Source organism: Kocuria sp. MNB10 (genome assembly GCF_054073685.1).
The window spans coordinates 606,800-631,701 of sequence record NZ_CM133411.1; the positions used below are offsets into that span (position 1 = coordinate 606,800).

General features: G+C 69.1%; 24 protein-coding genes, 1 tRNA gene and 1 riboswitch. Of the genes, 9 read left to right on the forward strand and 16 right to left on the reverse strand.

The features are described from left to right. Nucleotides 1–195: 195 nt before the first annotated feature. Entirely contained in the window at nucleotides 196–2,652 is a 2,457-nt protein-coding gene (gene pcrA / locus ACW9PK_RS02700; RefSeq protein ID WP_457016397.1) for a DNA helicase PcrA, read from the reverse strand. A gap of 59 nt (nucleotides 2,653–2,711) precedes the next feature. After that, nucleotides 2,712–3,440: an NHL repeat-containing protein gene (locus ACW9PK_RS02705; protein ID WP_231885634.1), complete on the reverse strand. Its 729-nt coding sequence runs from the start codon at nucleotides 3,438–3,440 to the stop codon at nucleotides 2,712–2,714. A 107-nt stretch (nucleotides 3,441–3,547) separates the two neighbouring features. Between ACW9PK_RS02705 and ACW9PK_RS02710 the strand changes: the two genes are divergently transcribed. Further along, nucleotides 3,548–4,249 carry a hypothetical protein gene (locus tag ACW9PK_RS02710; protein WP_064847205.1) on the forward strand — a complete coding sequence of 234 codons (702 nt, stop codon included), beginning with the start codon at nucleotides 3,548–3,550 and terminating at the stop codon, nucleotides 4,247–4,249. Nucleotides 4,250–4,472: 223 nt separating this feature from the next. Here the strand turns inward: ACW9PK_RS02710 and ACW9PK_RS02715 are convergent. Next, nucleotides 4,473–4,545, reverse strand: a tRNA-Arg gene (locus ACW9PK_RS02715). A 75-nt stretch (nucleotides 4,546–4,620) separates the two neighbouring features. On the opposite strand from ACW9PK_RS02715, the gene ACW9PK_RS02720 reads away from it, so the two are divergent. Beyond that, complete coding sequence (locus tag ACW9PK_RS02720; protein ID WP_368835704.1) at nucleotides 4,621–5,502, forward strand: DUF4031 domain-containing protein; 882 nt, start codon at nucleotides 4,621–4,623, stop codon at nucleotides 5,500–5,502. A gap of 186 nt (nucleotides 5,503–5,688) precedes the next feature. Here the strand turns inward: ACW9PK_RS02720 and ACW9PK_RS02725 are convergent, their stop codons facing one another. The 4 genes from ACW9PK_RS02725 to ACW9PK_RS02740 form a co-directional block, all read right to left on the reverse strand. Beyond that, nucleotides 5,689–5,976, reverse strand: a complete 288-nt coding sequence (locus tag ACW9PK_RS02725; protein ID WP_064847234.1) for a hypothetical protein — start codon at nucleotides 5,974–5,976, stop codon at nucleotides 5,689–5,691. Nucleotides 5,977–6,261: 285 nt separating this feature from the next. Continuing rightward, on the reverse strand, nucleotides 6,262–7,356 hold the full coding sequence (locus ACW9PK_RS02730; RefSeq protein ID WP_457016398.1) for an NlpC/P60 family protein: 1,095 nt from the start codon (nucleotides 7,354–7,356) through the stop codon (nucleotides 6,262–6,264). Nucleotides 7,357–7,588: 232 nt separating this feature from the next. Then, nucleotides 7,589–8,200 carry a C40 family peptidase gene (locus ACW9PK_RS02735; protein WP_144998660.1) on the reverse strand — a complete coding sequence of 204 codons (612 nt, stop codon included), beginning with the start codon at nucleotides 8,198–8,200 and terminating at the stop codon, nucleotides 7,589–7,591. 3 nt (nucleotides 8,201–8,203) lie between these two features. Continuing rightward, a riboswitch (cyclic di-AMP (ydaO/yuaA leader) is annotated at nucleotides 8,204–8,362 on the reverse strand. A gap of 400 nt (nucleotides 8,363–8,762) precedes the next feature. Further along, nucleotides 8,763–9,473, reverse strand: coding sequence for a metal-dependent transcriptional regulator (locus ACW9PK_RS02740; protein WP_144931175.1), 711 nt, complete (start codon nucleotides 9,471–9,473; stop codon nucleotides 8,763–8,765). A 206-nt stretch (nucleotides 9,474–9,679) separates the two neighbouring features. Here ACW9PK_RS02740 and serC point away from each other — a divergent pair, with 206 nt between their 5' ends. Further along, on the forward strand, nucleotides 9,680–10,798 hold the full coding sequence (gene serC, locus ACW9PK_RS02745) for a phosphoserine transaminase (RefSeq protein ID WP_312917415.1): 1,119 nt from the start codon (nucleotides 9,680–9,682) through the stop codon (nucleotides 10,796–10,798). 6 nt (nucleotides 10,799–10,804) lie between these two features. On the opposite strand, the gene ACW9PK_RS02750 is transcribed toward serC, so the two are convergent. From ACW9PK_RS02750 to ACW9PK_RS02760, 3 genes are read right to left on the reverse strand one after another with little or no spacing between them, the layout of a single operon-like run. Continuing rightward, nucleotides 10,805–12,052 carry an MFS transporter gene (locus ACW9PK_RS02750; RefSeq protein ID WP_085107044.1) on the reverse strand — a complete coding sequence of 416 codons (1,248 nt, stop codon included), beginning with the start codon at nucleotides 12,050–12,052 and terminating at the stop codon, nucleotides 10,805–10,807. A 56-nt stretch (nucleotides 12,053–12,108) separates the two neighbouring features. Further along, nucleotides 12,109–12,669, reverse strand: coding sequence for a DUF3027 domain-containing protein (locus tag ACW9PK_RS02755; RefSeq protein ID WP_457016399.1), 561 nt, complete (start codon nucleotides 12,667–12,669; stop codon nucleotides 12,109–12,111). Further along, nucleotides 12,662–13,045, reverse strand: coding sequence for a cold-shock protein (locus ACW9PK_RS02760; protein ID WP_098054966.1), 384 nt, complete (start codon nucleotides 13,043–13,045; stop codon nucleotides 12,662–12,664). The genes ACW9PK_RS02755 and ACW9PK_RS02760 overlap by 8 nt, the downstream gene beginning before the upstream one ends. A gap of 149 nt (nucleotides 13,046–13,194) precedes the next feature. Here ACW9PK_RS02760 and ACW9PK_RS02765 point away from each other — a divergent pair, with 149 nt between their 5' ends. The 4 genes from ACW9PK_RS02765 to ACW9PK_RS02780 all read left to right on the forward strand — a co-directional run bounded on the left by ACW9PK_RS02765 (nucleotide 13,195) and on the right by ACW9PK_RS02780 (nucleotide 16,127). Further along, nucleotides 13,195–13,452 carry a hypothetical protein gene (locus tag ACW9PK_RS02765; RefSeq protein ID WP_368835700.1) on the forward strand — a complete coding sequence of 86 codons (258 nt, stop codon included), beginning with the start codon at nucleotides 13,195–13,197 and terminating at the stop codon, nucleotides 13,450–13,452. An 87-nt stretch (nucleotides 13,453–13,539) separates the two neighbouring features. Further along, entirely contained in the window at nucleotides 13,540–14,253 is a 714-nt protein-coding gene (locus ACW9PK_RS02770) for a response regulator transcription factor (protein ID WP_035963961.1), read from the forward strand. Between the two features lie 4 nt (nucleotides 14,254–14,257). Continuing rightward, on the forward strand, nucleotides 14,258–15,730 hold the full coding sequence (locus ACW9PK_RS02775; RefSeq protein WP_183085815.1) for a sensor histidine kinase: 1,473 nt from the start codon (nucleotides 14,258–14,260) through the stop codon (nucleotides 15,728–15,730). Nucleotides 15,731–15,836: 106 nt separating this feature from the next. Next, entirely contained in the window at nucleotides 15,837–16,127 is a 291-nt protein-coding gene (locus tag ACW9PK_RS02780) for a WXG100 family type VII secretion target (protein ID WP_064847213.1), read from the forward strand. An 8-nt stretch (nucleotides 16,128–16,135) separates the two neighbouring features. Here the strand turns inward: ACW9PK_RS02780 and ACW9PK_RS02785 are convergent, their stop codons facing one another. The 4 genes from ACW9PK_RS02785 to ACW9PK_RS02800 all read right to left on the reverse strand — a co-directional run bounded on the left by ACW9PK_RS02785 (nucleotide 16,136) and on the right by ACW9PK_RS02800 (nucleotide 19,910). Continuing rightward, complete coding sequence (locus ACW9PK_RS02785; RefSeq protein ID WP_313361934.1) at nucleotides 16,136–17,077, reverse strand: RNase H family protein; 942 nt, start codon at nucleotides 17,075–17,077, stop codon at nucleotides 16,136–16,138. A 239-nt stretch (nucleotides 17,078–17,316) separates the two neighbouring features. Further along, complete coding sequence (gene groL, locus ACW9PK_RS02790) at nucleotides 17,317–18,951, reverse strand: chaperonin GroEL (protein ID WP_064847215.1); 1,635 nt, start codon at nucleotides 18,949–18,951, stop codon at nucleotides 17,317–17,319. 256 nt (nucleotides 18,952–19,207) lie between these two features. Continuing rightward, nucleotides 19,208–19,534: a hypothetical protein gene (locus tag ACW9PK_RS02795; protein WP_240505689.1), complete on the reverse strand. Its 327-nt coding sequence runs from the start codon at nucleotides 19,532–19,534 to the stop codon at nucleotides 19,208–19,210. Nucleotides 19,535–19,685: 151 nt separating this feature from the next. Further along, nucleotides 19,686–19,910 (reverse strand): DUF3263 domain-containing protein, encoded by a 225-nt coding sequence (locus ACW9PK_RS02800; RefSeq protein ID WP_035963809.1) that lies wholly within the window; start codon nucleotides 19,908–19,910, stop codon nucleotides 19,686–19,688. Between the two features lie 59 nt (nucleotides 19,911–19,969). On the opposite strand from ACW9PK_RS02800, the gene ACW9PK_RS02805 reads away from it, so the two are divergent. Then, nucleotides 19,970–20,653 carry a uracil-DNA glycosylase gene (locus ACW9PK_RS02805; RefSeq protein ID WP_206051961.1) on the forward strand — a complete coding sequence of 228 codons (684 nt, stop codon included), beginning with the start codon at nucleotides 19,970–19,972 and terminating at the stop codon, nucleotides 20,651–20,653. Nucleotides 20,654–20,672: 19 nt separating this feature from the next. Then, nucleotides 20,673–21,524, forward strand: a complete 852-nt coding sequence (locus ACW9PK_RS02810) for a siderophore-interacting protein (RefSeq protein ID WP_457016400.1) — start codon at nucleotides 20,673–20,675, stop codon at nucleotides 21,522–21,524. A 4-nt stretch (nucleotides 21,525–21,528) separates the two neighbouring features. Here the strand turns inward: ACW9PK_RS02810 and ACW9PK_RS02815 are convergent, their stop codons facing one another. Together ACW9PK_RS02815 and ACW9PK_RS02820 are read right to left on the reverse strand one after the other, a co-directional pair. Beyond that, nucleotides 21,529–23,646 carry a threonine/serine exporter family protein gene (locus ACW9PK_RS02815; protein ID WP_457016401.1) on the reverse strand — a complete coding sequence of 706 codons (2,118 nt, stop codon included), beginning with the start codon at nucleotides 23,644–23,646 and terminating at the stop codon, nucleotides 21,529–21,531. 148 nt (nucleotides 23,647–23,794) lie between these two features. Then, the gene (locus tag ACW9PK_RS02820; RefSeq protein ID WP_457016402.1) at nucleotides 23,795–24,877 is read right to left on the reverse strand and encodes a lipid II:glycine glycyltransferase FemX; all 1,083 of its coding nucleotides are present in this window, start codon (nucleotides 24,875–24,877) and stop codon (nucleotides 23,795–23,797) included. Nucleotides 24,878–24,902: the final 25 nt, after the last annotated feature.

Sequence of the window (24,902 nt, forward strand, 5' to 3'; positions counted from 1 at the left end):
ATGCCTGGGAGCAACCCTGATCGGTTGCGCTCCGATCCCGCCGGGCCACCCGAACGGTTCGAGCATCCGGGTGAGTCTCAGCACACCGGGCTGCGCCGGGCCGCCAGATGGGTTCGCCAGGCAGGTTCGAGCCACCCGGTGCGTTTCGGCGCACCGCACGACACCGCGCGCGACGGGGCCGCGGCGTCGTACCCCTTACGAGACCTTGGTCATGGGCGCGTAACGCAATAGGAGCCGCTTCTCCTCCGCACCGAAGCGCACCTTGGCGACCGTCTTGTCCCCAGAGCCCTCCATGGCGACCACGGAACCGCGGCCGAACGCCTTGTGCTCCACCGTGTCCCCCACGCTGAGGGAAGGAATCTCCCGCTGGGGCTGCACGCGCCCGGCGGAGGCCGGTGAGAGCCTGCGGAAACTTGCCCCGGATCCGGCGCCCGCACCCCACGAGGAACCGCGCAACGGATCGCGGGCCTGGAATCCGGCGTGCACGGGCGAACCCCATCCGCCCGCGGCGCTGGCGCCCTCACGCTTCCACTCGATCAACCGCGAAGGGATCTCGTCCAGGAACGGGCTTGCGGGATTGAATTGGGACTGCCCCCACATGGAGCGGGACTCGGCGCGCGTGAGGTACAGCCGTTTGCGCGCCCGGGTGATCCCCACGTACGCGAGGCGGCGTTCCTCCTCCATGCTCGAGGCGTCGGCGAAGCTGCGCTGGTGCGGGAAGATCCCGTGCTCCATGCCCGTGAGGAACACGACCGGGAACTCGAGTCCCTTGGCGGTGTGCAGGGTCATGAGCGTCACGACCCCCTGGGAACGCGCTTGCGCGACCTGCTCCGCGATCTGCTGGGCACTCGCGCCGCCCTCGGGTTCGGGCTGGGTGGGGATCTGGTCCGCGTCCGCCACGAGGGCCACGTGTTCCAGGAACTCCCCGAGGCCCGCGTCCGGGTGGTCCTTTTCGAACTCGCGCACCACGGCCACGAGCTCCGCGAGGTTCTCCACACGGGACTCGTCCTGCGGGTCGGTGGACGTACGCAGGGCCTCGAGGTACCCGGACTGTTCGAGTACGGCCTCGAGAACCGCGGTCACCGAGGCGCCCTGAGCGAGTTCCGCGAGATCGTCCATGAGCTGGGAGAACTTCTTGATGGCGTTCGCCGAGCGAGTGGCCAGGGCGGGTGCCTCGTCCAAGCGGTGCATGGCCTCGGAGAAGGAGATGCCCTCGCGGTCGGCGAGCGCCGCGATCGAGCCCTGGGCGCGGTCCCCGATCCCTCGCTTGGGCTCGTTGATGATGCGCCGCACGGTGATGTCGTCCGCGGGGTTCGCGATCGCGCGCAGGTAGGATATGGCGTCCTTGATCTCCTTGCGCTCGTAGAAGCGGGTCCCGCCCACCACCTTGTAGGGCAATCCCACGCGCATCAGGATCTCCTCGAGGGAGCGCGATTGTGCGTTGGTGCGGTAGAACACGGCGACGTCGCCGGGGCGGATCCCGTGCTCGTCCTGTAGCGTGTCGATCTCCTCCGCGATGAAGCGAGCCTCTTCGTGTTCGTTCTCAGCGGCGTACCCGATGATGGGGGCGCCATCGCCTTCCGCGGTCCACAGTTTCTTGTCCCGGCGGTCCGCGTTCTGGGAGATCACGGAGTTGGCCGCGGAGAGGATGTTCTGCGTGGAGCGGTAGTTCTGTTCCAGCAGGATGGTGCGTGCGGAGGGAAAGTCCCGCTCGAAGTCCGTGATGTTGCGGATGTCCGCGCCGCGGAACGCGTAGATGGACTGGTCCGAGTCCCCCACCACCGTGAGTTCGGCCAGCGGGATCCCGGAGTCATCCGGGTGGTTCTCGGAACCGCCTCCCACGAGTTCCCGCACGAGCGCGTACTGGGCGTGGTTGGTGTCCTGGTACTCGTCCACGAGCACGTGTCGGAAGCGGCGTCGGTAGTACTCGAGCACCTGAGGGAACGCGCGGAACATGTGCACGGTCTCGCCGATGAGGTCGTCGAAGTCCATGGCGTTGGCCGCGCGCAACCGCTGGGTGTAGCCCCGGTAGACCCGGGCCACGGCGGACTCGAACGGGTCCGAGGAACTCGCGCGGGCCAGGTAGGTCTCGTCGTCCACGAGCTCGTTCTTGAGGGCGGAGATCTTGTGCTGGATGGCCTTGGGCGCGAACCGCTTGGGGTCCAACTCATGCTGCTTGGCCACCTGGGTGATCAACCGCAGGGAGTCCGCGGAGTCGTAGATGGAGAAGTTGGTGGACAGCCCCAGGGTCTTGGCCTCGCGGCGTAGGATCCGCACGCACAGCGAGTGGAACGTGGAGATCCACATGGAGCGCGCGGACTCCCCCACGAGATCCACGATCCGCTCCCGCATCTCCGCGGCGGCCTTGTTCGTGAACGTGATCGCGAGGATCTCCCCCCGGCGGGCGCGGCCCGTGGCCAGCAAGTAGGCGATCCGGTGCGTGAGGACCCTGGTCTTGCCGGAACCGGCACCGGCCACGATGAGCAGCGGGGAACCCGCGTGCTCCACGGCGGCGCGTTGGGGGTCGTTCAGTCCCTCCACGAGTTGAGCCCCGGATGCCGGGGTGGGCTGGGAGAACTCGTCCGAGTCGGGCGCGTTCGCCGAGCGCACCGAGGCCGCGGACAGGAGGGGATTGTCAGAGAGGAAGTCCATGGTGGCACCAGTTTAGCCAGCGGTGGGGACGCCCTCACCGGCCCGTGGACAACCCCGGATCACACGTAGCGCGGTTCCAACAGGTGGCGCCCGTTGGCGTCCTCGACCCACAGGTGCGAATCCGCGACGGTGACCCGCGCCGGGGCCTGCAGCACGACGTCTTCGTCGAGGTCGTCCCCGTCCTGGTCGGGCCCGCCGTAAATGGTGAAGACCTCCCCCGCGGAGGGGTCCAAATGGCGGATGGCGTCGTTGCCGGTGTCCGCGACCACCACGGAACCGTCGTAGAGGATCTGCAGGTCCTCGGGGCGGGCGAGCTTGGCGTCCGCCGCGGGGCCGTCCTGGTACCCGGCACCGTGGCGGCCGATGACCGTGACCACGTGGGGATCGCCGTCGGGCCGGTCCGTATCGATCGCAATGTAGCGCAGCGCGGAGGAATCCTTGTCCACGAGCCACAACTTGCCGTCACCGGCCTCGGTGATCGAGACCGTGGCCGCGAACTTGGCCTGAGCGATCTTCCCGTCCCGGCGGCCGGGCTCACCCGTGCCGCCGTACTCCTGGAGGGCGTCGGTGTACGGGTCCCAGCGGAACAACTGGTTCTTGTCCGGAACGGCGGCGATCACGGCGGAGAGCTTGTGGGACCACACGATGTCCGCGATCCGCGCGCCCTCCAGGACGGAGCAGTTGATCCTGCGCCGGACCGTGGTGTGATCGGCCTCGTACAGGGTGAGTTCCGTGCCGTCACCCGCGCTCATGAGCAGTCCGTCCGGCAGGCCGATGGAGAGTTCCATGACCATCACCACCCTTCCGCAGTGCCCGCGGGGCACCTGTTCACCACCTCGTCATCGAGCGTGGTACCCGTAGTCATTCACAGTACAACCCGGGGGATAATGGGGCCATGGGTATGACCAGAGCGCAGAAGGCCAGGAAGTACGGGGAGAACGCGGGCTCCGCGAAGGCGGGGTCCTCGCCCGCTCGTGCACCCCGAGTGCGCCCCGCGAGCGTCCACGAGATGCGCCCCGGTGAGCTCGCCGCGGAACCCACCAAGGCGTCGTCGGCCGGGATCCTGGTGGGCGTCGCGTTCTTCGTGGGTGCCGCGCTGTGGCTCTACTACCACCTGCTCGTGCTGCAGGGCGTCTCCGGAAACCTTGCCGGCGGCGTCACCGCGCCCGAACTCATGGCCGGCGGTTTCTCCCAGGGCCACCTCGCGGACTTCGCCCGCGGCCTGGGTGCGGACGGCCGCACCGAGTACGAGGGCGTGCACGCGACCACGGGGCTCTTCACTCCCCTTCTCATGTGCCTGGGCTGGCTGCTGTTCACCGGGCTCAACACCCCGCAGCGCGCCCGCAAATGGGTGTACTGGGCGGTCATCCTGGTCTACGCGGTGGTCTTCCTGGTGGGCAACACCGTGCTCGACGCCGCCGTGGCCGACCCCGCGGACGCGTCCGCCGTGGCACTCGCCTCGGGGCTCGTGATCGCGCGGTGGGTGTTGTTCGCTCTGCTCGTGCTGATCGCCGTGATCGTGGCGGTATCCGTGACGCGCCGCAAACTCGACGACTTCTCCGAGGGCAAGCTGCCGGGCCAGCGTCCGCGCGCCTGAGCTCAGGGATACACCCCTCGCGCTTCCCCACACCGCGATTCAGCTGAGCTGACGCAGGTCTCAGGGCCGCGGGCTGCTTTTACTCCACTCGTACATCCCCGTTGACGTGCGGGGTCGGCCATCCTCACCGGGCGGGCGGGTTTCGCTGGGCGGGTCGGCCGGTTGTGGGAATGCACTGCGGGAATGACGACGTCCCGCCCGTTATCGGGCGGGACGTCCTCGGTGCCCCCGATTGGATTCGAACCAACGACACCGGCTTTAGGAGAGCCGTGCTCTATCCCCTGAGCTACGGGGGCAACACTGCACCACTGTATCGGCGGCGCGTTCCCCCCGCGAGTTGAGAGCACATCGGAACAGCGCACAATGGAGCCATGACCGTCTACATCGATCCACCCCGATGGCCCGCGCACGGCACGGTGTTCTCGCACCTGATCTCCGACACCTCCCTGGCCGAGCTGCACGAGTTCGCCCGCGGCCTGGGGGTCTCGGAACGTGCCTTCGACCGCGACCACTACGACGTCCCCGCGCACCGCCACGCTGACGCTGTGGCCGCGGGTGCCCTCGCTGTCGACGGCAAGAAACTCGTCCGTGTCCTGATCCACAGTGGCCTGCGGGTCCCCGCACGACGCCGCCCGGCCAAGCTCGCGGTGACCCTCACGCGCCGCTGGGCGCACCACTTCCCCGAGCATCCCGACCTGGGTGCCAAGCTGCTGAGCCGCTGGAGCGAACCGCACCGCGTCTACCACGGGCCTTCGCATCTGCTGAACGTGCTGGAAGGCATCGACCGGCTCACCCACGGCGCCCCGAGCGCGGAGCTCGTGCTCGCCGCGTGGTTCCACGATGCCGTGTATGACGGGCAAGCAGGTCAGGACGAACGGGACTCCGCCGAGCTGGCCCGGCAACGACTATCAGGCCCGGAGTGGCCCGCGGCCATCGGGCGCCGCGTGGCGGAGCTCGTGCTCGTGACCGTGGACCACCGCCCGGATCCGAGCGACGTGGACGCCTGTCGACTCGTGGACGCGGACCTGTCCGTGCTGGGCGGCAGCGAGAACGAGTACGAGCGGTATCGGACCACGGTGCGCCGCGAGTACGCCCACGTCCCGGACGAGCAGTTCAGGGCGGGCCGCGCCGAGATCCTGCGCGGACTCCTGGAAAAAGACACGTTGTTCCACGATCCTCGTGCGGTGACGTTGTGGGAGGCCCGCGCCCGGGAGAACCTGGAACGGGAGATCACGCAGCTGATCGCGGCCTGAGCCGGCCTTCGAGGTCGATTGGAAGTAACGGGGGACGGAGAGAACTCACCGCCGCGTGGAGCTCGGGGCCGGGCTGGACGGCCACGCGGACCCGTACGAATACCCAGCGACGTCGACCCGGCTCTCCGGTGGGTGGGTCTGCGACGAGCGCCGACAGCGGCGTGCCGGCTCCCCGGTGGGACGGGCTCAGCTGCGACGATCGGCGACGTCGTCGCCCGGCGCTGCGGGCGAGGTGGGCTGGGCTGCCCGGGCGGCCGCGCGGCGTCGCCGGAAGACGACCGTGGCGACCACGAGGCCGATGATGATCCCCACGCCACCGAAAACCGACAACCACATGGCGGCGTGACCCACGAACGCGGCCACTATGAACCCCACGACGATCCCCGGGATGGCACCGGCAACCATGCCCACGGCGTAGTAGGTGAATTCCTGGTCCTGCGGGGTGCGTGCGGCGGTGGAGAGATCGGAGGGCATGGCGTCCATTCTACGGGCCGGGGCTGCGCGATCGCTGGGGCCGATCCGCGATCGACGCCTGCACGAAGGGGGGTCGGGTGCTAGGTGGGCCGAGTGATCACCGCTGCCGGTCCACGTCCGGGTTCCAAGTTCCGGGTTCCGGGCACGAAAAAACGCACGGACCCTGCGGTCAACAGGGTCCGTACGTTCTCTATCGCTCTCATCGGGATCGGGTACACAACCGGTCCCGACTCGACACGAGGTGTGGCGCCGCGCGGATCAGCGCTGTGCCGAACTCGATCCGGTTCAGCCGACGCGGATGAACTCGGGGCCGGAGCCCACGTAGGCGCTGGTCTTCACGGTCTGGTTACCGTTCCAACCGCCGTGGATGGCCTGGCCGTTACCGGCGTAGATGGCCACGTGAGCCATGCCGGAACCGCCGTTGGCGTAGTAGGCGATGTCACCGGCGCGGGCCTGGTCCGCGGAGACCTGGGTGCCCAGCGACTTGTAGCTGGCCGGCCAGCCGTGGTGGTTGATGCCCACGGCCTTGAGGGAGTTGGTCACCAGCATGGTGCAGTCCTGGGACACACCGAGCTGAGCCTCGGCGGCACCCAGGATGGCCTGGCCCTTCGCGGAGCCGGACACGGAGGAGGCCTTGGCGGCGGGAGCAGCCTGAGCCTTGGCCTGAGTGTTGGACTGGGTGGTCGCCTGGGTGGCGGCGGGAGCAGCCTCGGCCTTCGCCTGGGTGTTGGACTGCGTGGTCACCTGGGTGGCGGCCTGAGCCTGGGGGGCAGCCTGCGCCTTCGGAGCGGCCGGGGCCTGCGGAGCCTTGTAGGACGCGGGCTGGGCGGCAGCGGCACCCTGGGCGGGGGCGTAGTTCGGGATCACCGGGGAAGCCACAGCGGCGCGCTGCTCGGCGGCGGCCTCCTTGGCAACGGTCTGAGCGGTGGCGGGAGCGGCGTGGCGGCCCTGGGCCACCGGAGCCTGCTCGGCGACCGAGGTGACGTTCTCGGAAGCGGTCACGACGGTGGGGGCTGCAGCCGGAACGGCGGGAGCCTGCAGCGGGGTCACGTCGGCCACGGGAGCGGCCTGGACCACGGAGGGCTGAGCGGGAGCCTGAGCGGCGGGCTGCGCCTTCTCGGTCTTCGCGGCCTTCTGCTCCTTGGCAGCGTTCTCCTGGGCCTTGTCGGCCTTGGCTGCGGGCTCCGCGGAGACGGTGTTATCGGAGGCGGGAGCCTCGGACACAGCGGCGGCGGGGGCCTGCTCGGAGGCATTCTGCGTGGCCTGCACGGACACGGTGGTCGCGAGGGCCAGACCTGAGAAGGCCGCGACGGCGGCGACGGTGCGGGCCTTACCCGCGAAGAGGCCCTTGGCGGCGTGAGGAGCGGTTTCGTTCGACATTCGTGTGGTTTCCTAACACGTTCGTGTCCACCCAGGGCACGGAGGTGTGCGGTGACCGGCACATCCGTCAGGACGCAGCAGCGGTGCACGGATTTGGGCGGGAGATTACGTTCGGTTTTCAGGTGGTTCCGGCGCGGTGTGCCGGCCGAGGTCCGGGGACCCAGCCAGCACACCCGGCCGCAATGTGGCTCGGTGTAGACCGCGCATCATGCTCGCGCGCGGTGTCACCGGGTCACCGGAAGGTGTAGTAACCATCCAGCTGCATGGCATTCACGGAGTGAACCTGAGTGCCCTGCGAGGGATTGAGAGCGGAGATCATCTGGCCGTTGCCGATGTAGATCCCCACGTGGGAGCCGCCGTTCTGGGAGACCAGATCGCCGGGCTGCGGGTTGGAGGTGGGGGTGCCAGCGGCGAACTGGGCCCAGGTGGTGCGGGGCAGGTTGATGCCGTTCTGGGCGTAGGCCCACTGGGTGAAGCCGGAGCAGTCCCAGGCCTTGAAGCCAACGCCGCCCCAGACGTACGCGCCGCCGATGCCCTGGTAGGCGGTGCCCACCAGACCACCCGTGGAGTGGTTCGACTGGGTGCTCACGCTGGCGGCGGAGCCCACGGTGTTGGTGGTCTGCATGGTGTACGACGCGTTGTAGGCCTGCACCGAGGAGGTGGACGCCTGGTAGCCGTAGGACGCCGTGGAGCCCAGATCGATGGGACCGCTCGAGGCCTGCGCGGGGGCCGCGAGGCCGACCACGGCGGCACCAGCGACGACCGTACCGATTGTGGTGTTACGCACGAGGTGCGACTGCGTCTCGGCGCGGTGCCGGGCAGAGTTCTGCTTCATGAAAGACATGTGTGTTCCTCCCTGCGCCTACGAGGTGAGCTGTCGGGTTCGGATGGGAGACATCCGGCCGCACGCACCTAGGTGCCGTGCTGGCTTGACCCCAAGGACCCGTCGGATTGCAACGAGCCCGGAAGTGGTTCCCCCGCTTCTGCCATGCGGATGTTCTGTGTACGGGTCCCGGAGCGCATGGCAGAACTCGGCGAACGCTCGGGAGTGGCGATCCGACCAGTGATCGGCACGGGCATGACTGTACAGGATGGATAACGAAAATGTCACGTTTTGATTACAGCCGGTCACGCATCGGGCATCGGTCGTTATGAATCACCGTGGATTACCACGACCGTCGATATCAATCGGCCGCCTCAACACGCCCGCCCGCTCGAAAGCCCACACCACGAAAAAAGCTCCTGACCTGCGGTGATACAGGGCTCACCCAGTGAGCGAAGGTCGAAACCGCACCGATCACCCGTGATTGTCCACACAGTCGAAAGGTCACGGTCAACTTCTCGAAGATCACGGCGCGTCGCGTTCCGACGTCACCGGAAGCAACCGCGAAGAGACGCAGCGGCGATCAGGCCTCGGCGGCGGCCACCCGAATGGCGCGCGCGGTGGCGGAGTCCAGGTCCAGGGACACTCCCGAATCGACCCGGGTCACCACGACCCGATTCTCGTTCCCGGGGTTGATCTCGGCCGTGACCCTGGAGCCCGTGAGGATGCCCGCGGAGCTGAGCATCTCGATGAGTTCCTGATCCGCCTGCACCACTTCCGGCAGCAGCCGGACTACGTACTCCGTGGAGTCCTGGGCTCCGGCGACCTCGAGCAGGGTGAGGCCGTCGAAGACCTCGGCCGCGGCACCGGTGCCGTTGTGCTCGCCCCGCCCCGGGATGGGCGTGCCGTACGGGGAGTTCTCGGGATCCCCCAGGAGGTTCACGAGCCGCTGTTCCACGCGCTCACTCATCACGTGTTCCCAGCGGCAGGCCTCCTCGTGGACGTGCGCCATGTCCAGGCCCACCACATCCGCGAGGAGTCGTTCGGCGAGCCGGTGCTTGCGCATCACGGACACAGCGGTGGTGCGCCCGGCCTCGGTGAGTTGCAGGGAGCGGTCCGGCGCGACCGAGAGCAGGCCGTCGCGCTCCATGCGGGAGACGGTCTGAGACACGGTGGGGCCGGAGTGGTGCAGGCGTTCCACGATGCGGGCTCGCATGGGGGTGATCCCCTCTTCCTCCAGCTCCAGCACCGTGCGCAAGTACATTTCGGTGGTGTCGATCAGATCGCCGCTCATGGTTCGTCCTCAGATTTCTGCGCACCACAGCGCGCGGGTCAACGACCCCCGGTGGGGGCTGCCGTTCAGCCTAGTCTGAATGATTCAGGATAATTATAGCCAGTGGGTGTCCTTGCGGCAGGCGTCTCGAACGCGCCATCGACTCCCCGGGCGGGCACAATGGGGGACACACCCGACCGCCCGCCAGAGGAGCCTTCGTGACCAGCATGCCCGTGATCCCCCCGTCCCTGTTGCCCGCGGATGGCCGTTTCGGCGCGGGCCCGTCCCGGGTGCGGGCCGAGCAGGTGGCCGCGCTCGAACGCGGTGGCAGCACACTGCTGGGTACGTCCCACCGCCAGGCCCCGGTCAAGAACCTGGTAGCGCAGGTGCAGGAGCGCCTCGCCGAGTTCTTCGCACTGCCCGAGGGGTACGAGATCGTGCTGGGTCTCGGTGGGTCCAGCACCTTCTGGGACAGCGCGGCCTTCAGCCTCGTGTCCCGGCGCGCCGAGCACCTCAGCTTCGGGGAGTTCGGCGCCAAGTTCGCGCACGTGACGGATCGCGCACCGTTCCTCGAATCCTCCGTGGTCATCGAGGCCCCGGCCGGTTCGCGCCCCGAGGGGCCTCGCGTGGCGCCCGGGGTGGACGTCTACGCGTGGCCCCAGAACGAGACCTCCACCGGCGTCGCCATGCCCGTACAGCGCGTTCACGCGGACGACGGCGCTCTGACGGTCATCGACGCGACGTCCGCCGCGGGTGGGATGGCGGTCGACCTCTCTGAGACCGATGTCTACTACTTCTCCCCGCAGAAGAACTTCGGCAGTGACGGTGGGATCTGGTTCGCCGCCTTCTCCCCCGCCGCGCTCGAGCGGGTCGAGCGCATCGCCGCGTCCGGTCGCTGGATCCCGGACGTGCTGTCCCTTGCCACGGCCGTGGAGAACTCCCGCAAGCACCAGACCTACAACACCCCCGCACTCGCGGGGCTCGTGATGCTCAACGAGCAGGCGGGCTGGCTCAACGCCCAGGGCGGTCTGGACTGGGCATCCCGCCGCACGGCCGAGACCTCGGGGCTCGTCTACGACTGGGCGCAACGCAGCGACGTCGCCGCCCCGTTCGTCACGCTGGCCGAGCACCGCTCCCCCGTGGTGTGCACGGTGGACTTCGACGACGCGGTGGACGCCGCCCGGATCGCGGCCGTCCTGCGCGCGAACGGCGTGGTGGACGTTGAGCCGTACCGCAAGCTCGGGCGCAACCAGTTGCGGATCGCCACGTTCGTCTCCGTACCGTCGGAGGACGTCCGCGCCCTGTTGGAGTGCATCGACTGGACCGTGGCGAACGGCCTGGACTGAGCGGACTCAGCCGCGCGACGTCGTCCCCGGCGCCGCCGTGGACGACGTCGCGAGCTGCCGTTCCCGGCGCAGTCGCCACGCGAAGCACGCGCCGATCAGCGCGCCCACGACCCCGGCGAGCACCGCCGCACCCATGCCCCACCGCGCCCCGAGCGTGTCGGTCAGCCACCCCACGGTGGGTGCGCCGATCGGCGTACCGCCCATAAAGATGGCCATGTAGAGACTCATCACGCGCCCGCGCATCGCGGGTGCGGTGGTCGTCTGGACATAGGCGTTGGCGGTGGTCATGATCGTGAGCGACGCGATGCCGCACGGGATCAGCCACAGCGCGAAAACCCACAGCGTGGGGGCGGTGGCCGCACCCAGGCACGTGATCGCGAAGGCCACGCAGCCTAAGAAGATGTAGCGCAACCGCGCCCGCGCGCGGCGGGCGGAGAGCAACGCCCCGGTCAGGGTGCCTACTGCCAGGATCGAGTTGAGGACGCCGAACTCCTCGGAGCCGCGCCCGAACACGGAACCGCCCATGGCCGCGAGGAACACGGCGAAGTTCATCCCGAACGTGCCGATCATGAAGATCGTGCTCATGACCGCCACGAGGTCCGGGCGGTGGAGCACATAGCCGATGCCCTCCCGGATCTGCCCGCGTGCCCGCCGCGCGCGTGGAGCGGGACGCAACTTGGCGGCGTCGATCAGCACGATCGCGCAGATCATCGCGGCGAACGTGAGGGTGTTAATCATGAAGACCCACCCCGTACCCACGGCGGCGACCAGCACACCGGCGACCGCGGGACCGATCAACCGCGCCGAGTTGAACGATGTGGAATTCAGGGCCACTGCGTTGGACACGTGGGTGTCCGGGACCATCTCCGAGACGAACGTCTGCCGGACGGGGGCGTCGAACGTCGCGACGATCCCCAGGCCCAGCGCGAACGCGTACACGGTGGGCAACTGCGCGACGTCCAGGAGCAACAGGATGCCCAACCCCAGGGCCAGCAGCGCCATGACACCCTGCGTGATCACAAGGATCCGGCGCCGGTCGTAGCGGTCCGCGAGCACCCCCGCATAGGGGGCGAGCAGCAATTGCGGAACGAACTGCAGGGCCATCACCACGCCCATGGCCGTGGCGTCGTGATCGGTCAGTTCATCGAACACGAGCCATGACTGGGCGGTGCGCTGCATCCACGTACCCACGTTGGACACGAGCGCACCCGTGAACCACAGACGGTAGTTACGGATGCGCAGGGACCGGAACATCCCCGACTCCGGGACCGCCGGCGGCGGGGCCCCGGGGGCGGCGGCCGGTCCGCTGCCTACGATGCTGCGCCGTCCTCGGCGTCTTCCGATGCAGCGGACTCGTCCTCGGTGCGGGAGGTCTCCCCATCGGTGGAGGTCTCCTCGGCGGGTGCGGTGTCACCGTCACCGGCGTGCTCGGCGTCGGCGGAGTCCTGCCCGTCGCCCGGGTGCTCGTCCCCCTCCGCCGGGGAGTCGTGCTCGTCCTGCGCCTCCTGCTCCTGCAGCGCCTGCATCCGCTCCTCCCACGGCACCCAGTCCGGGGCCAGGAGGGAATCAGGACCCGCCACGAGGCCGGTCTCGCACACGGTCACGTGCTTGCTGCGCGGGGCCCGGGCCACGGTCGCGTACCACGCCCAGCCGGGGTAGCCAGCCAGGCGACAGTCGAAGAGGTGGGTCAGCAGCCGGTCCTCGTGCACGGTGACACCGAGGTGTTCCCCCACCGAGGACGCGTCCGCCACGGGGGCCAGCACGGCCTCCCGCGCGAGATCCACCGCGCCCGTAAGCACCGGGTCCTGCTTGGGTGTGCGTGTACGCCCCGTGGGTCGCTGCGGAGCGGTCTCCGCGGTGGTCTCAGACATCGAGCTCATCCGCCACGGTGCGCAGGATGGTCGCGATCTTCTTGCCGTGTACGTGGTCCGGGTAGCGCCCCCGGCGCAGTCCGTTGGACATCCCGTCCAACAACCGGATGAGGTCCTCGGTGAGCACGGCCATCTCCTCGGGGGGCTTGCGCGTGTTGCGAGCCACGGACTGCGGCTTGCTCAGTAAGGTCGCGGACAGGGCCTGCGCACCGCGCTTGCCGTCCGCGATCCCGAAATCCATGCGGGTCCCGGGCTTGACCGTGGTGACCCCCTTGGGCAGGGCGGACGAATGCAGGAACACTTCCTGGCCGTCGTCGGTGGCCAGGAAGCCGAAACCCTTGTCTGCGTCGAACCACTTGACCTTGCCCGTGGGCACGCGGATCACCTCAGTCTCTCGTCGCCGTGTCTGCGCGGCCACCGACGGGAACGCGGGCGGCTCGCGAAGTCAATAGTTTAGCCCCCTCACGATCGCCCCGGGCCCGGATTCAACCCACCGCGTAACCGGTCCTTGCTACCGTGAGGACCATGTCCGAACCCACCGTTCCCACCGCATCCGGCCGCACCTCCCCGAGCCCTCACCGGGGCATGTCCCCCCTGCTCGTCGTCACACTGGTCCTCGCGTTCGTGTGCGTGCTGTCGCTGGTGGCGGTGCTCGTGGCGGCCGCCGGCGGGCACGTGATCTGGGGCGGGTTCACGGTCTTCCCCGCGATCTTCCTCCCCGTGGCCTTCCTGCTGATGTGCGTGGAACTGTTGCGGGGCGCGCGACGGCGCTCGGCCCGCTGAGGCGCGCGCAGCGGCGTCGCCGTCCTTCCAGATAACGGACGGCCCGAGAACAGAATCCATTCAGGAAACTCGGAGATACTGACGGGCGTGAACACGAAAACACCCGAAGCGAAACTGCTCGTCGTCGACGACGAACCCAACATCCTGGAACTGCTGGCCACCTCCCTGCGATTCGCGGGCTTCGAAGTGGTCACCGCGGCGAACGGCCGGGACGCCCTGCTCAAGGCCGAGGCCGAGGACCCGGACCTCGCCGTGCTGGACGTCATGCTCCCGGACATCGACGGATTCTCCGTGACCCGCAAGCTGCGCGCCGCCGGACGCCACTTCCCCATCCTGTTCCTCACCGCCAAGGACGACACCGACGACAAGGTCGCCGGCCTGACCGTGGGCGGCGACGACTACGTGACAAAGCCGTTCAGCCTGGACGAGGTCGTCGCCCGCATCCGCGCTGTCCTGCGCCGCACCCAGCCGCTCGAGGAGGAGGACTCCCGGCTGCGCGTGGACGACCTGGTCCTGGACGACGACGCCCACGAGGTCTTCCGCGGCGGGCGCGAGATCGACCTGTCCCCCACCGAGTTCAAGCTGCTGCGCTACCTCATGCTCAACCCCAACCGGGTGCTGTCCAAGGCCCAGATCCTGGACCACGTGTGGGAGTACGACTTCAACGGGGACGCCTCCATCGTGGAGTCCTACATCTCCTATCTGCGCCGCAAGATCGACAACGACCCCGAGCAGCCGTCCCTGATCCACACCAAGCGCGGCGTGGGTTACCTCTTGCGCTCGGCGGACAAGCGCCACTGAACCGTTGAACGTCCTCACCCGCCGGTTCCGCTCCGCATCCCTGCGTTCCCAGCTGATGGCCCTCACGGGGCTGTTGCTGGCCATCAGCATCTCGGTGACCACGCTCGTGGCCGTGTCCGTGCTGCGCGACTCGCTCGTGACCAGCATGGACCAGGAACTGCGCGGGTCCGTGAACACCGTGGCCCCGGTGCTCACGGGAGCGCTGCAGGGTGACGTGACCACACCGGTGCCCAATTCGGGGTACCTGCTGGATCAGAACGGCAACGTGGTGGCGAGCGCTCGCAGCGGTACCGGCACGTCCCCGGACAGCTCGAGTCCAGATCTGAGCGGGATGACCCTGGACTACGTCATGGCCCACGACGGCCAGGGGGAGACCGTGGGATCCGTGGGCGTCCCCGAGCGCAAGTGGCGGGTGGTGCCCACCAAGCTCACGGCGTTCGACATGTCCGTGGTCGTGGCCGAACCCCTGGACCGCACCAACGCGATCATCTCCGGCGTGGGGTTGCTGACGTTCAGCTTCGGCCTGGCCACCCTGCTCGCGGCCATGACCGTGGGCTGGGTCATGGTCACCCGGGCGTTCCAACCGTTGCGGCAGGTCGAGGCCACGGCCGCCCGGATCGCGGAGGGGGACCTCTCCCAGCGCATGGAGGGTTACAACCCCCAGACCGAGATCGGACAGCTCTCGGGCTCGCTCAACGCGATGCTCGGCCACATCGAGGACGCGTTCGACGCCCGCACCCGCTCCGAGATCAAACTGCGGCGGTTCGTCGCGGACGCCTCCCACGAGCTGCGCACCCCCCTGGTGTCGATCCGCGGGTACTCGGAGTTGTACCGCCACGGCGCGCTGCAGACGCCCGAGGACGTGGGCAAGGCCATGGAACGCATCGAGTCCGAGTCCAAGCGGATGACCCAGCTCGTGGAGGACCTGCTGACCCTGGCCCGGTTGGACGAACGCCGGGTCGCCACCACTCGACCAGTGGACCTCTTGCACCTGGCCTACGACGCCGCGTCCGACGCCCACGCCACGGCACCGGACCGCACGGTGCGGGTCGTGGGGCTGCACGACTCCCAGCCCGAGGCCGCGTGGGTGCACGGGGACGAGTCCAAGCTGCGCCAGGTCGTGGCCAATCTGATCACCAACGCCCTGCGCTACACCCCCGCGGGATCGCCGCTCGAACTTGCGGTGGGTCTGGAGAGTGCCGTGGACGGCGGGTTCACCTCCGTACTGCAGGTGCGCGACCACGGGCCCGGTATCGACCGGGAGGACGCCGAGCGCGTCTTCGAACGCTTCTACCGCGCGGATTCCTCCCGCACCCGCGAGACCGGCGGCACGGGGCTGGGCCTGTCCATCGTGGCCGCGATCATCGCCCAGCACGACGGCGCGGTGAAACTCGAGGAGACCGACGGCGGTGGGGCGACCTTCACCGTGCGGATCCCCCACACGAAACCTGTGGACGAGGACTCCGAGGACGCCTGAGTCCCCATCCCCTCCCTCTCCGGGGCGTTGCGCGGCACGTGCTGCCTAGCGTGGATCGGGCCCGGCAATCCACCGGCCACCGCATCCGCTCCAGGGAGGAAACACCATGGCCCACTTCGTCGTGGACAGTGACACCATTGCCGCCAAGTCCCAGCAGGCCCACGGGCACATCGAACGGCTCAGCTCCGAGGTCAACGGTATGAGCGCCACGCTCGCCGATCTCCAGGCCTCGTGGACCGGCACCGCCTCGGCCAGCTTCCAGGAGGCCTTCCACTCCTGGCGCTCCGCGCAGGCCCAAATGGAACAGGCCGTGGCCCAGATCAACCAGGCGCTCGCGACCGCGGGCACTCAGTACGCCGAGACCGAGGCCGCGAACGCGCGGATGTTCGCCGGGTGAGCCCGGGCTCAGACCTCCGCCGTGACCTGGTGGTACCGCAGTAGCCATGGGCCCATGTCGTGGTGCTGGTCCTCGCGGACCCACACGGAACTGCGCCGGGTCACGACGGATGTCTCCTCGAGCCGGTAGCTCACGTGGTAGGCGTGCGCGCCCAGGGCCGTGACCCGCAGCTCCCGGGGCTCACACCCTGCCGCTTCGACGATGCTCAGCACGGACTCGGGGGCTGCCGTGGCACCTCGCCGGTCCACGCACACCAGGTCGGGGTGCAGGGACTCCCCCGGTCCACCGGGAGCATTCCCGCGGCCGAGGACCGTGGCCTCACGCGAGGCCGCGTCCGAAATGAGATGCTCGGGGGTGCCGCCGGAATCTGGGGAGTCCGTGGACCCGGCGTGACCCGCCGGGAGGTCCTCCGAGGAGGCCCACGCGGAGAAAAGATCCGGTTCCACGTCTCCCGCCTCGATTCCGCGGCCCGCGTCGTCCCGGAAGCCCGGCCCCGCGGGCATGTCCTCCGGCGCGGTGCCGGACTGGTAGGCCGTGGCCATGGCGCGGGCGCGCTCGTCCGCGGCCTCGTTGAGCTCGTGACCCGCGTGCCCCTTGACCCACTCGAAGCTGACGTCCCGACCGGAGAGCTCGCGGTCCAGCGCCTTCATGATCTCCACGTTGAGCACGGGTTTGCCGTCGCGCTTCTTCCAGCCCTTCTTCTTCCAGCCCGGCATCCACTTGGTGACCGAGTTGATCACGTACTGGCTGTCGCACAGCACCCGCAGCGGTTCGTCCGCGCGGTGCCGGGTGGAGCGGAGCAGATCGAGCACCGCGGTGAGCTCGCCCATGTTGTTGGTCCCGTGGGCCCAACCCCCCGCGCGCCACGAGGTGGGATCGATGTACCAGGCCCACCCCGCGGGTCCGGGGTTGCCGAGTGCGGAGCCGTCCGCGGAAGCGATGATCGTCATGCGCTCATCCTCGCAAAACCTCCCGACACGTTGAACCACCGCCGCTGGCAGGCGATCGCCCGGTCCCGCATCGGCCCGCGGTTCAGCGGACCGCCCCGGGGCCACCACCCGGGCGCGCGAAGAGCACCCGGGTGCACGAGCACTCCCGGAGATGCGAGAACCCCGGGGACAGCACGTGTCCCCGGGGTTCTCGCAATGTCCGCCCGTGTAGCGGGCGGAACTCACTCAGAAGAGCGAGATCACATCATACCGCCCATGCCACCCATGGGATCGGCACCCGCGCCCGCACCGGCGGCCTCGGGCTCGGGCTTGTCCGCGACCACGGCTTCGGTAGTCAGGAACAGCCCGGCGATGGACGCCGCGTTCTGCAGGGCGGAACGGGTCACCTTGACGGGGTCGTTGATGCCCGCGGCCATGAGGTCCTCGTACTCGCCGGTGGCGGCGTTGAGGCCCCAACCGGTCTCGAGCCCGCGTACCTTGTCCACAACCACGCCCGGCTCGAGACCGGCGTTCAGCGCGATCTGCTTGAGCGGCGCGTCGATCGCGACCTTGACGATGTTGGCACCGGTCGCCTCGTCCCCGGACAGCCCGAGGGACTCGAAGACCTTGGCACCGGCCTGGATCAAGGCCACGCCACCACCGGCGACGATGCCCTCCTCCACGGCGGCCTTGGCGTTGCGCACGGCATCCTCGATGCGGTGCTTGCGCTCCTTGAGCTCGACCTCGGTGGCGGCACCCGCCTTGAGGACGGCCACTCCGCCGGCCAGCTTGGCCAGGCGCTCTTGCAGCTTCTCGCGGTCGTAGTCGGAGTCGGAGTTGTTGATCTCCGCGCGGATCTGGGCCACGCGACCCTCGATCTCCTCCTGCGTACCGGCGCCGTCCACGATGGTGGTCTCGTCCTTGGTCACCACGACCTTGCGGGCCTGGCCCAGCAGGTCGATCGTGGCGGACTCGAGCGACAGGCCCACCTCTTCGGTGATGACCTGGCCGCCGGTGAGGATCGCGATGTCCGCAAGCTGCGCCTTGCGGCGGTCACCGAAGCCGGGGGCCTTGACGGCCACGGACTTCACGGCACCGCGCATCTTGTTCAGCACGAGCATGGCGAGCGCTTCGCCGTCCACGTCCTCGGCGATGATCAGCAGCGGCTTGCCGGCCTGCATGATCTTCTCGAGTACGGGGACCAGGTCCTTCACGGCGGAGATCTTGGAGTTGACGATCAGGATGTAGGGGTCCTCGAGGACGGCTTCCTGACGGTCGGCGTCGGTCACGAAGTAACCGGAGAGGTAGCCCTTGTCGAAGCGCATGCCCTCGGTCAGCTCGAGGTCCAGCCCGAAGGTGTTGGACTCCTCGACGGTGATGACACCTTCCTTGCCGACCTTCTCCATGGCCTCGGCGATGAGCTTGCCGATCTCCGGGTCCGCGGCGGAGATGGACGCGGTCGCGGCGATCTCCTCCTCGGTCTCGATCTCCTTGGCGGAGGACAGCAGCTGCTCGGTCACGGCGGCCACGGCCTTCTCGATGCCACGCTTGAGGGACAGCGGGTCCGCACCGGCGGCCACGTTGCGCAGGCCCTCCTTCACGAGGGCCTGGGCCAACACCGTGGCTGTGGTGGTGCCGTCACCGGCGACGTCGTCGGTCTTCTTGGCGACCTCCTTGACGAGCTCGGCGCCGATCTTCTCGTACGGCTCCTCGAGCTCGATCTCCTTGGCGATGGACACGCCGTCGTTGGTGATCGTGGGGGCGCCCCAGGACTTCTCGAGGACCACGTTGCGTCCGCGCGGGCCGAGGGTGACCTTGACGGCGTCCGCGAGGGTGTTCAGGCCCCGCTCGAGGCCGCGGCGGGCTTCTTCGTCGAATGCGATCATCTTTGCCATGTGTTTCGTCCCTCCTGGACGGTTGACAAACAAGACTTGTCATCACGATGCCCGCGACGGACGGTGCCGCGCCGCGATCCTCACCGCGCCGCAACCACCTCACCGTGATGTCACTCGTCCGCCGCGCGACCACCACCGGACCCGGTTAGCAGTCCACGCGACTGAGTGCTAATCCCATAGTGGCACTCGTCATGCCGGAACCGCAAACGCCCTGCGTCCAGTGGACTCATGTTTCGTCCCCGGCTGAACGGGCGGCTCAGGCGGCCGCGGGGGCTCCGGGCACGACGTCGCTCGCGGCCGTCCCGAGCGCCACGGCACCCACCGCGGAGGCACCGGCCGCGGCGTCGTCGTCCGCGGACACCGCAACGGCTGCGGCGGGGAGGGCGAGCGCTTCCTGGGCCGTGCGCGGGGCGTTCACGAAGGCCACCGCCCCCAGGACGAGGGCGAGCACACCGGTCACGAGGATCGCCAGGAACTTGCCCCGGGACCCCGCTCGGGCGTTCGGGTTATGGCCCCGGTGGGCACCCTGCCGGGCGCCGTCCTCGGGGACGTCGTCGAACTCGTCACGGGGGTACTCGCTCATGCTGTGGCTCTCCTCAACGAACGGCGGGATCGGGGGCGCCGACCCGCGGGTGCCGGGACCGTGGGACGGCGTGCGCCCCGCCTGCCGGACCCGCGGCGGTCAGGGGTCCGCGGTGCGCTGCCCACTATCCCACGCGCACCCGGGGACCCACTCAGCGATTGCGCGCGCGGCGCAACCGGGAGATCAGCATGGGGGCGTGGCGCGCGGCGGCCTCTGAGGAGATCAGGGCGTTGAGCCGTTGGTAGTAGTGCACGGGGCTCAACCCCAGGCGGGAGCGGATCGCGGACTCCTTGGCGCCGCGGTACTTCCAGTGCTCGGACTCCAGGTCCAGGATGGCCCGGTCGAGCTCGTCGAGGCCGTCGCCCGTGGTAGACATGGGCTCAACCCTAACGCTCCGGGCGGCACCCGGAGGCCGCACGCCCTGGAGGTCGCACCGTGAACACCCCGCCCCCGTTGCACGAGATCATGAACGAGGAGTGGGCCCGTGCCTTGCAGCCCGTGGAGCCGCAGATCCGGGCCGTGGGCGAGTTCCTGCGCGCCGAACACGCCGAGGGCCACCACACCCTGCCCGCTGGGGACCACATCTTCCGCGCGCTTCGCGAGCCGATGTCCGCGGTCAAGGTGTTGATCGTGGGCCAGGACCCCTACCCCACCCCGGGCCACGCGATGGGCCTCTCGTTCTCGGTGGCCCCGGACGTGCGCCCGATCCCGCGGTCCCTGCAGAACATCTACAAGGAACTGCACTCCGATCTGGGGATCACGCCGCCCGCGCACGGGGACCTGTCCTCGTGGGCCGAGCAGGGCGTCATGCTGCTCAACAGGGTCCTCACGGTGCGCGCGGGCTCCCCCGCGTCCCACCGGGGCAAGGGCTGGGAAGCGGTCACGGAGTGCGCGATCCGCGCGCTCGGGGCGCGCGAGCAACCCCTCGTCGGCATCCTGTGGGGTCGCGACGCCCGCGGCACCAAGGACTGGCTGGGTGGGGCGCCCACCGTGGAATCGGTGCACCCGTCCCCGTTGTCCGCGTCCCGGGGGTTCTTCGGTTCCCGCCCGTTCTCCCGCGCCAACGAGCTGCTGCAACAACAGGGCGCCCAGCCCGTCTCGTGGGAACTGCCCGCGTAGCAGCACCTACGCTGGACGCATGGCACAAACTCCGGCGCGACCCCGCAAACCCCAGCTCAACCTCACGGTTACGGACCGGATTCAGCTCTCCCCGGGCATGGTGCGCGTGGTGTGCAGGATCGAGAACGCCGAGCAGTTCCAGGACATGGAGGCGCCGGAGAAGTACGTCAAGCTCGTCTTCTTCTCCGCAGCCACGCTCGCGGCGACCGCGCCCGGCGCGTTCCCCGACTACTGGGCCGCGCGCGAAAACGCCGCACCCCAGGACCAGCCCGTCACGCGGCACATGACCCTGCGCCACACGGAACCCGACGCCGAGACCGTATGGATCGACGTCGCCCTGCACGGCACCGAAGGCTATGCGGGGCCGTGGGCGGATGCCGCGTCCCCCGGCGACCGGATCGTGGCGCTCGGCCCGGGCGGCAAGTGGCTCCCGGATCCGGCCGCCGCGTGGAGCGTCTTCGCTGGCGACGACGCCGCCGTCCCCGCCGTGCTCGCGAACCTCGAGGCGCTGCCCGCCTCGGCGCGCGGAGAAGCCGTCCTCGAGGTCGAGGACGCCTCCCACGAACTCGACCTCACCGACCTCGCGATCCCCGAGGGCGTCCGGGTGCGCTGGGTGCACCGCGCCGCTCAGCGGGACGGTGAGCGCGCCCTCGTGACGGGACTCGCGAACGCCGCGTGGCCCGAGGACACCGCGGGGGTGCAGGCGTTCGTGCACGGCGAGCGCGAGGCCATGAAGGCTGCCCGGAAGGAACTGCTCGACGTCCGCGGGCTCGAGCGTTCGCAGGTATCCCTGTCCGGGTACTGGGCGGCCGGGCGGGCCGAGGAGACGTTCCAGGCGGAGAAGAAGCTGCCCGTGGGCAAGATCCTCTGACCGGTCAGCGGCGGCGGTTGCGCCGCTGGGAGAGGTACTGCATCCGCTCGATGAACGGGCGCATGAGGTACTTGGCGAGCACCACGCCCGCCGCGAGCAGCACGATGGACACCATGGCGTTGACGAGTCCCGTGATGCCGTCCCCCGTGGTCTCGTTCTCCACGGTGATCGCGTACATTCCGCGGAACAGGCTCAACCCGGGCAGCAGGTAGGTCATCGCGGGGATCGCGAGGATCGCCTGCGGGATCTTGGCCCTCGCCGCGAGCAGCGCGGCCACGCAACCGCTCGCCACAGCCCCCATGCCCGTGGCCAATCGTGTGCTGGGATCGAAGCTACCGATGCCGTGGTAAAAACCGAGGCCCACGAGGGCCGCGGCCACGGCGGGCAGCAGGTGACGCGGCTTCGCCTGCATGGTGATCGCGATCAGAGCGGTGGAGATCAGCATGAACACCGTGTTGGTCATGGCTGCCGCGGGTGTGAACCCGGACTGGGAAACGTCAATCCGTGGGACCCCCAGGTGCGCCGACAAGGTGATCCCCAGGGCGATCCCGGCCACGATCCCCAGGAACGCCATGGCGGTGGACAGTAGTCGTCCGGCCGCGGTCACGGGAAAACCGTTGATCGCGTCCTGCATCGTGGAGACCATGCGGGTGGTGGGCAACAACATGATGATCCCACCGGCGATGACCCTGGGCGGGGACACCTCGACCCCCACCGCCGAGATCAACAGGGCACCGAGCGTGACCACCAGGGCGTTGGCCGCGAGGGAGAAGAACTCCGGGATCCGCCACGCCCCCAGTTTCGCCGTGACGGACTGCACCACCACGGAGGAGACCACAGCCACGAGCGCACCGGCCGGGCTGCCGCCGATCGCCAGCGTGATGGTCCCCGCCGCGATCACCGTGGCGAGCCACACGACCCACTTGGGGTAGGGCTTGGGCCGGGCGTTGATCCGGGCGAGCTCCCGTTCGGCGTCCCGCAGGGGCGTGTTGCCCTCGATGATCCGAGTCACGAGCTGATGGGAGTCCGCGAGACCCGCGTAGTTGTCGGTCCATGAACGCACCACGCGCATCACGGTGTGGCTCGAAGTCGAAGAATCGCCCCACGGGTCCTGGCCGGTGCGCGGCGCGGAGCTCCCGCGCTGCTCCCCCGTGGTCCCGGGTGTGCCCGCCAGGGCGGTCGCGGGGTGGGCGGAGGAACCGGTGTCCTCGGTGACCCGCCGCGGGGCCTCGCCGGCGGCGGTGAGTTTGCCCGTGGCCGTGGTCTCCGCGACGTAGTTGATGGTCACCGACTGGTTGGTGATGTCCACGTCCAGGTTCTCCACCCCGTACGTGGCGCACACCGCGATGATCGCGTTCTCCACGTCCAGCGCGTCCGCGCCGTAGTGGAACATGGTCTCGGCCAGGCGCAGCGCGAAGTTCAGGGTGCGCCGGGCCTGGCGGTCCGTGCTGTCCCCGAACTTGCGCAGGTGCTGGAACGGTGTGGCGGTCAGCCGGTCCACCACACGCATGGGCGCGGTGGGCGCGGCGTCCCCCTGCACGAGGGAGCGCAACAGTGCCTTGGGTGCCCGCGACGATTTGACCCGGGTGGCCGGGTACACGCCCCGCGAGATCGCGGTGGTCGCGGGCGCCGGCTCGTGCGCCACGGTTTCCGGGCGCTCCACGGGTGAGCTCGCGGGGGCGGTGCCACGCCGGGACGGGCTGCCGATGGGTTCGGTCAATGCCGCGGGAACCGCCGCCCGGTGCCCCTGGCCCGCGCGGTCGGCGGCGATCTGGCCCGGTGTGAGGACGGGCAGGGAGGAGACCTGCGGCGTTCCGGTGCCGGTCGCGGGACCGTGCCCGGCGCTGCGGGGACGGACGCCAGGGACCCGCAGCTGCGACGTCGTCCGGGTGTCGGTGTGCACGGGCGCGTTACGCAGTTCCGCCCGGGCGGCCTGTTCCTCGGTGGGGCGCGGTGCGTAACGCGTACGACGCCGCGGACTCGTGTGCTGCACGGCGTCGCGCAGCGCGGTGTCCCCGGCGGGACCGAACGGTTCACCGTCCACCGCGTGCGGGCCCGTGCTCTCACCCGAGGACGGGTAGCCCTGGCGCGCCAGACGCGTCAATTGCTCGCTCACGCTCACGTGGGATCACCCTTCCCTGCCGCCGCAGGCACTGTTCGACTCCTGTGTGCTGGGGTGCGGCCCACACGCATCCGCTCGCGCGCCCGTGCTCGCCCACGTCCTCGCCTGCGGGCGAGCGGGGGCCGGGTGGAGGGGCCGCGGCCGCCTGTCAGTAGAAGGGCTGACCCGTGCGGCGCACCCACAACTGGCGCTGTACCTTCTCCGCCACGTTGTTCCACATAGCGTATTTCGCGCGGCTGAGTGGCTGATCCCAAACGCCCACGTAATCCACGACAGTCTTGGTGAAGCTCGTCTTGAACAACCCCAGACCGTAGTAGGGGTGCTCCTTGTTCTTGAGCTGGTCGGAGGGCGGGGTCCCGCAGAAGTCGTACTGGGTGATCTCGTGGTCCTGCTTCAGGTCCGTGATGGCGCTCCACTGCACGAGGTGCGAGTCCCCGTACTGCTTGCGCCGCGGCTTGGAGCCGCCGTCCTTGTAGGTGCCCTTGCGCCCGTAGGAGATCACGTAGGCACCGACCGAGGGCTTGCCGTCCTCGTACGTGAAGTAGAGCCGGCCCTGACCGCGATCGGCAAAATTGTTCCAGAACGCCCGGTAGTACTCGTAGGAACGCAGGGTCACCTTGGCGTGACCCTGACCCACGGAATCCATGAGCGCGTACATCGCGCGCATGTTCTCCTCCGTGAGCGGGACCTGGTCCACCTCGCAGCCCTCGCGGGTCGCACGGCGCACCGCGTTGCGACCCCGCGAGTGCAGGGACTTGAGCAGAGCCTTCTCGTCCATGTCCGTGTCCAGCACGGCGGTGGAGTCGTTGGGCTGAATCTCGAAGGACTTCACGAGTCCGCTGCGCGCCATCACGCCCGCGGCGTAGTCGGAGGCCACGATCTCGGGTTCGTACTTGATCGCGAACACGCCGCGCGCGGGACCCGCCACGAAGCGCTCGTTGGCCGCCACGATGCCGGGGATGTCGTCCACGCTCGCCACGTCCGGGCCCTTGATCATGTACCACAGCCTGCCCAGGGCGGGCACGGACTTCTCGAGCACCAGGTTGTAACTGGGCTGCGAACCGTCCGTGGGTTCGTACACCACGTACTGCGGCTTCCACCCGTGGTCCTTCTTGACCAGCGCGAACGCCTCCGACTGCAACAGGTTGCCGCCCGAGGGGTTGGCCGTGACGTGGGAGTCCCACTCGGCGATTTCCTGATCGGTGGCAAAACGTGCCGTGAATTCTCGCAAGGCTCTCTCAATCCTGTACAGGGGG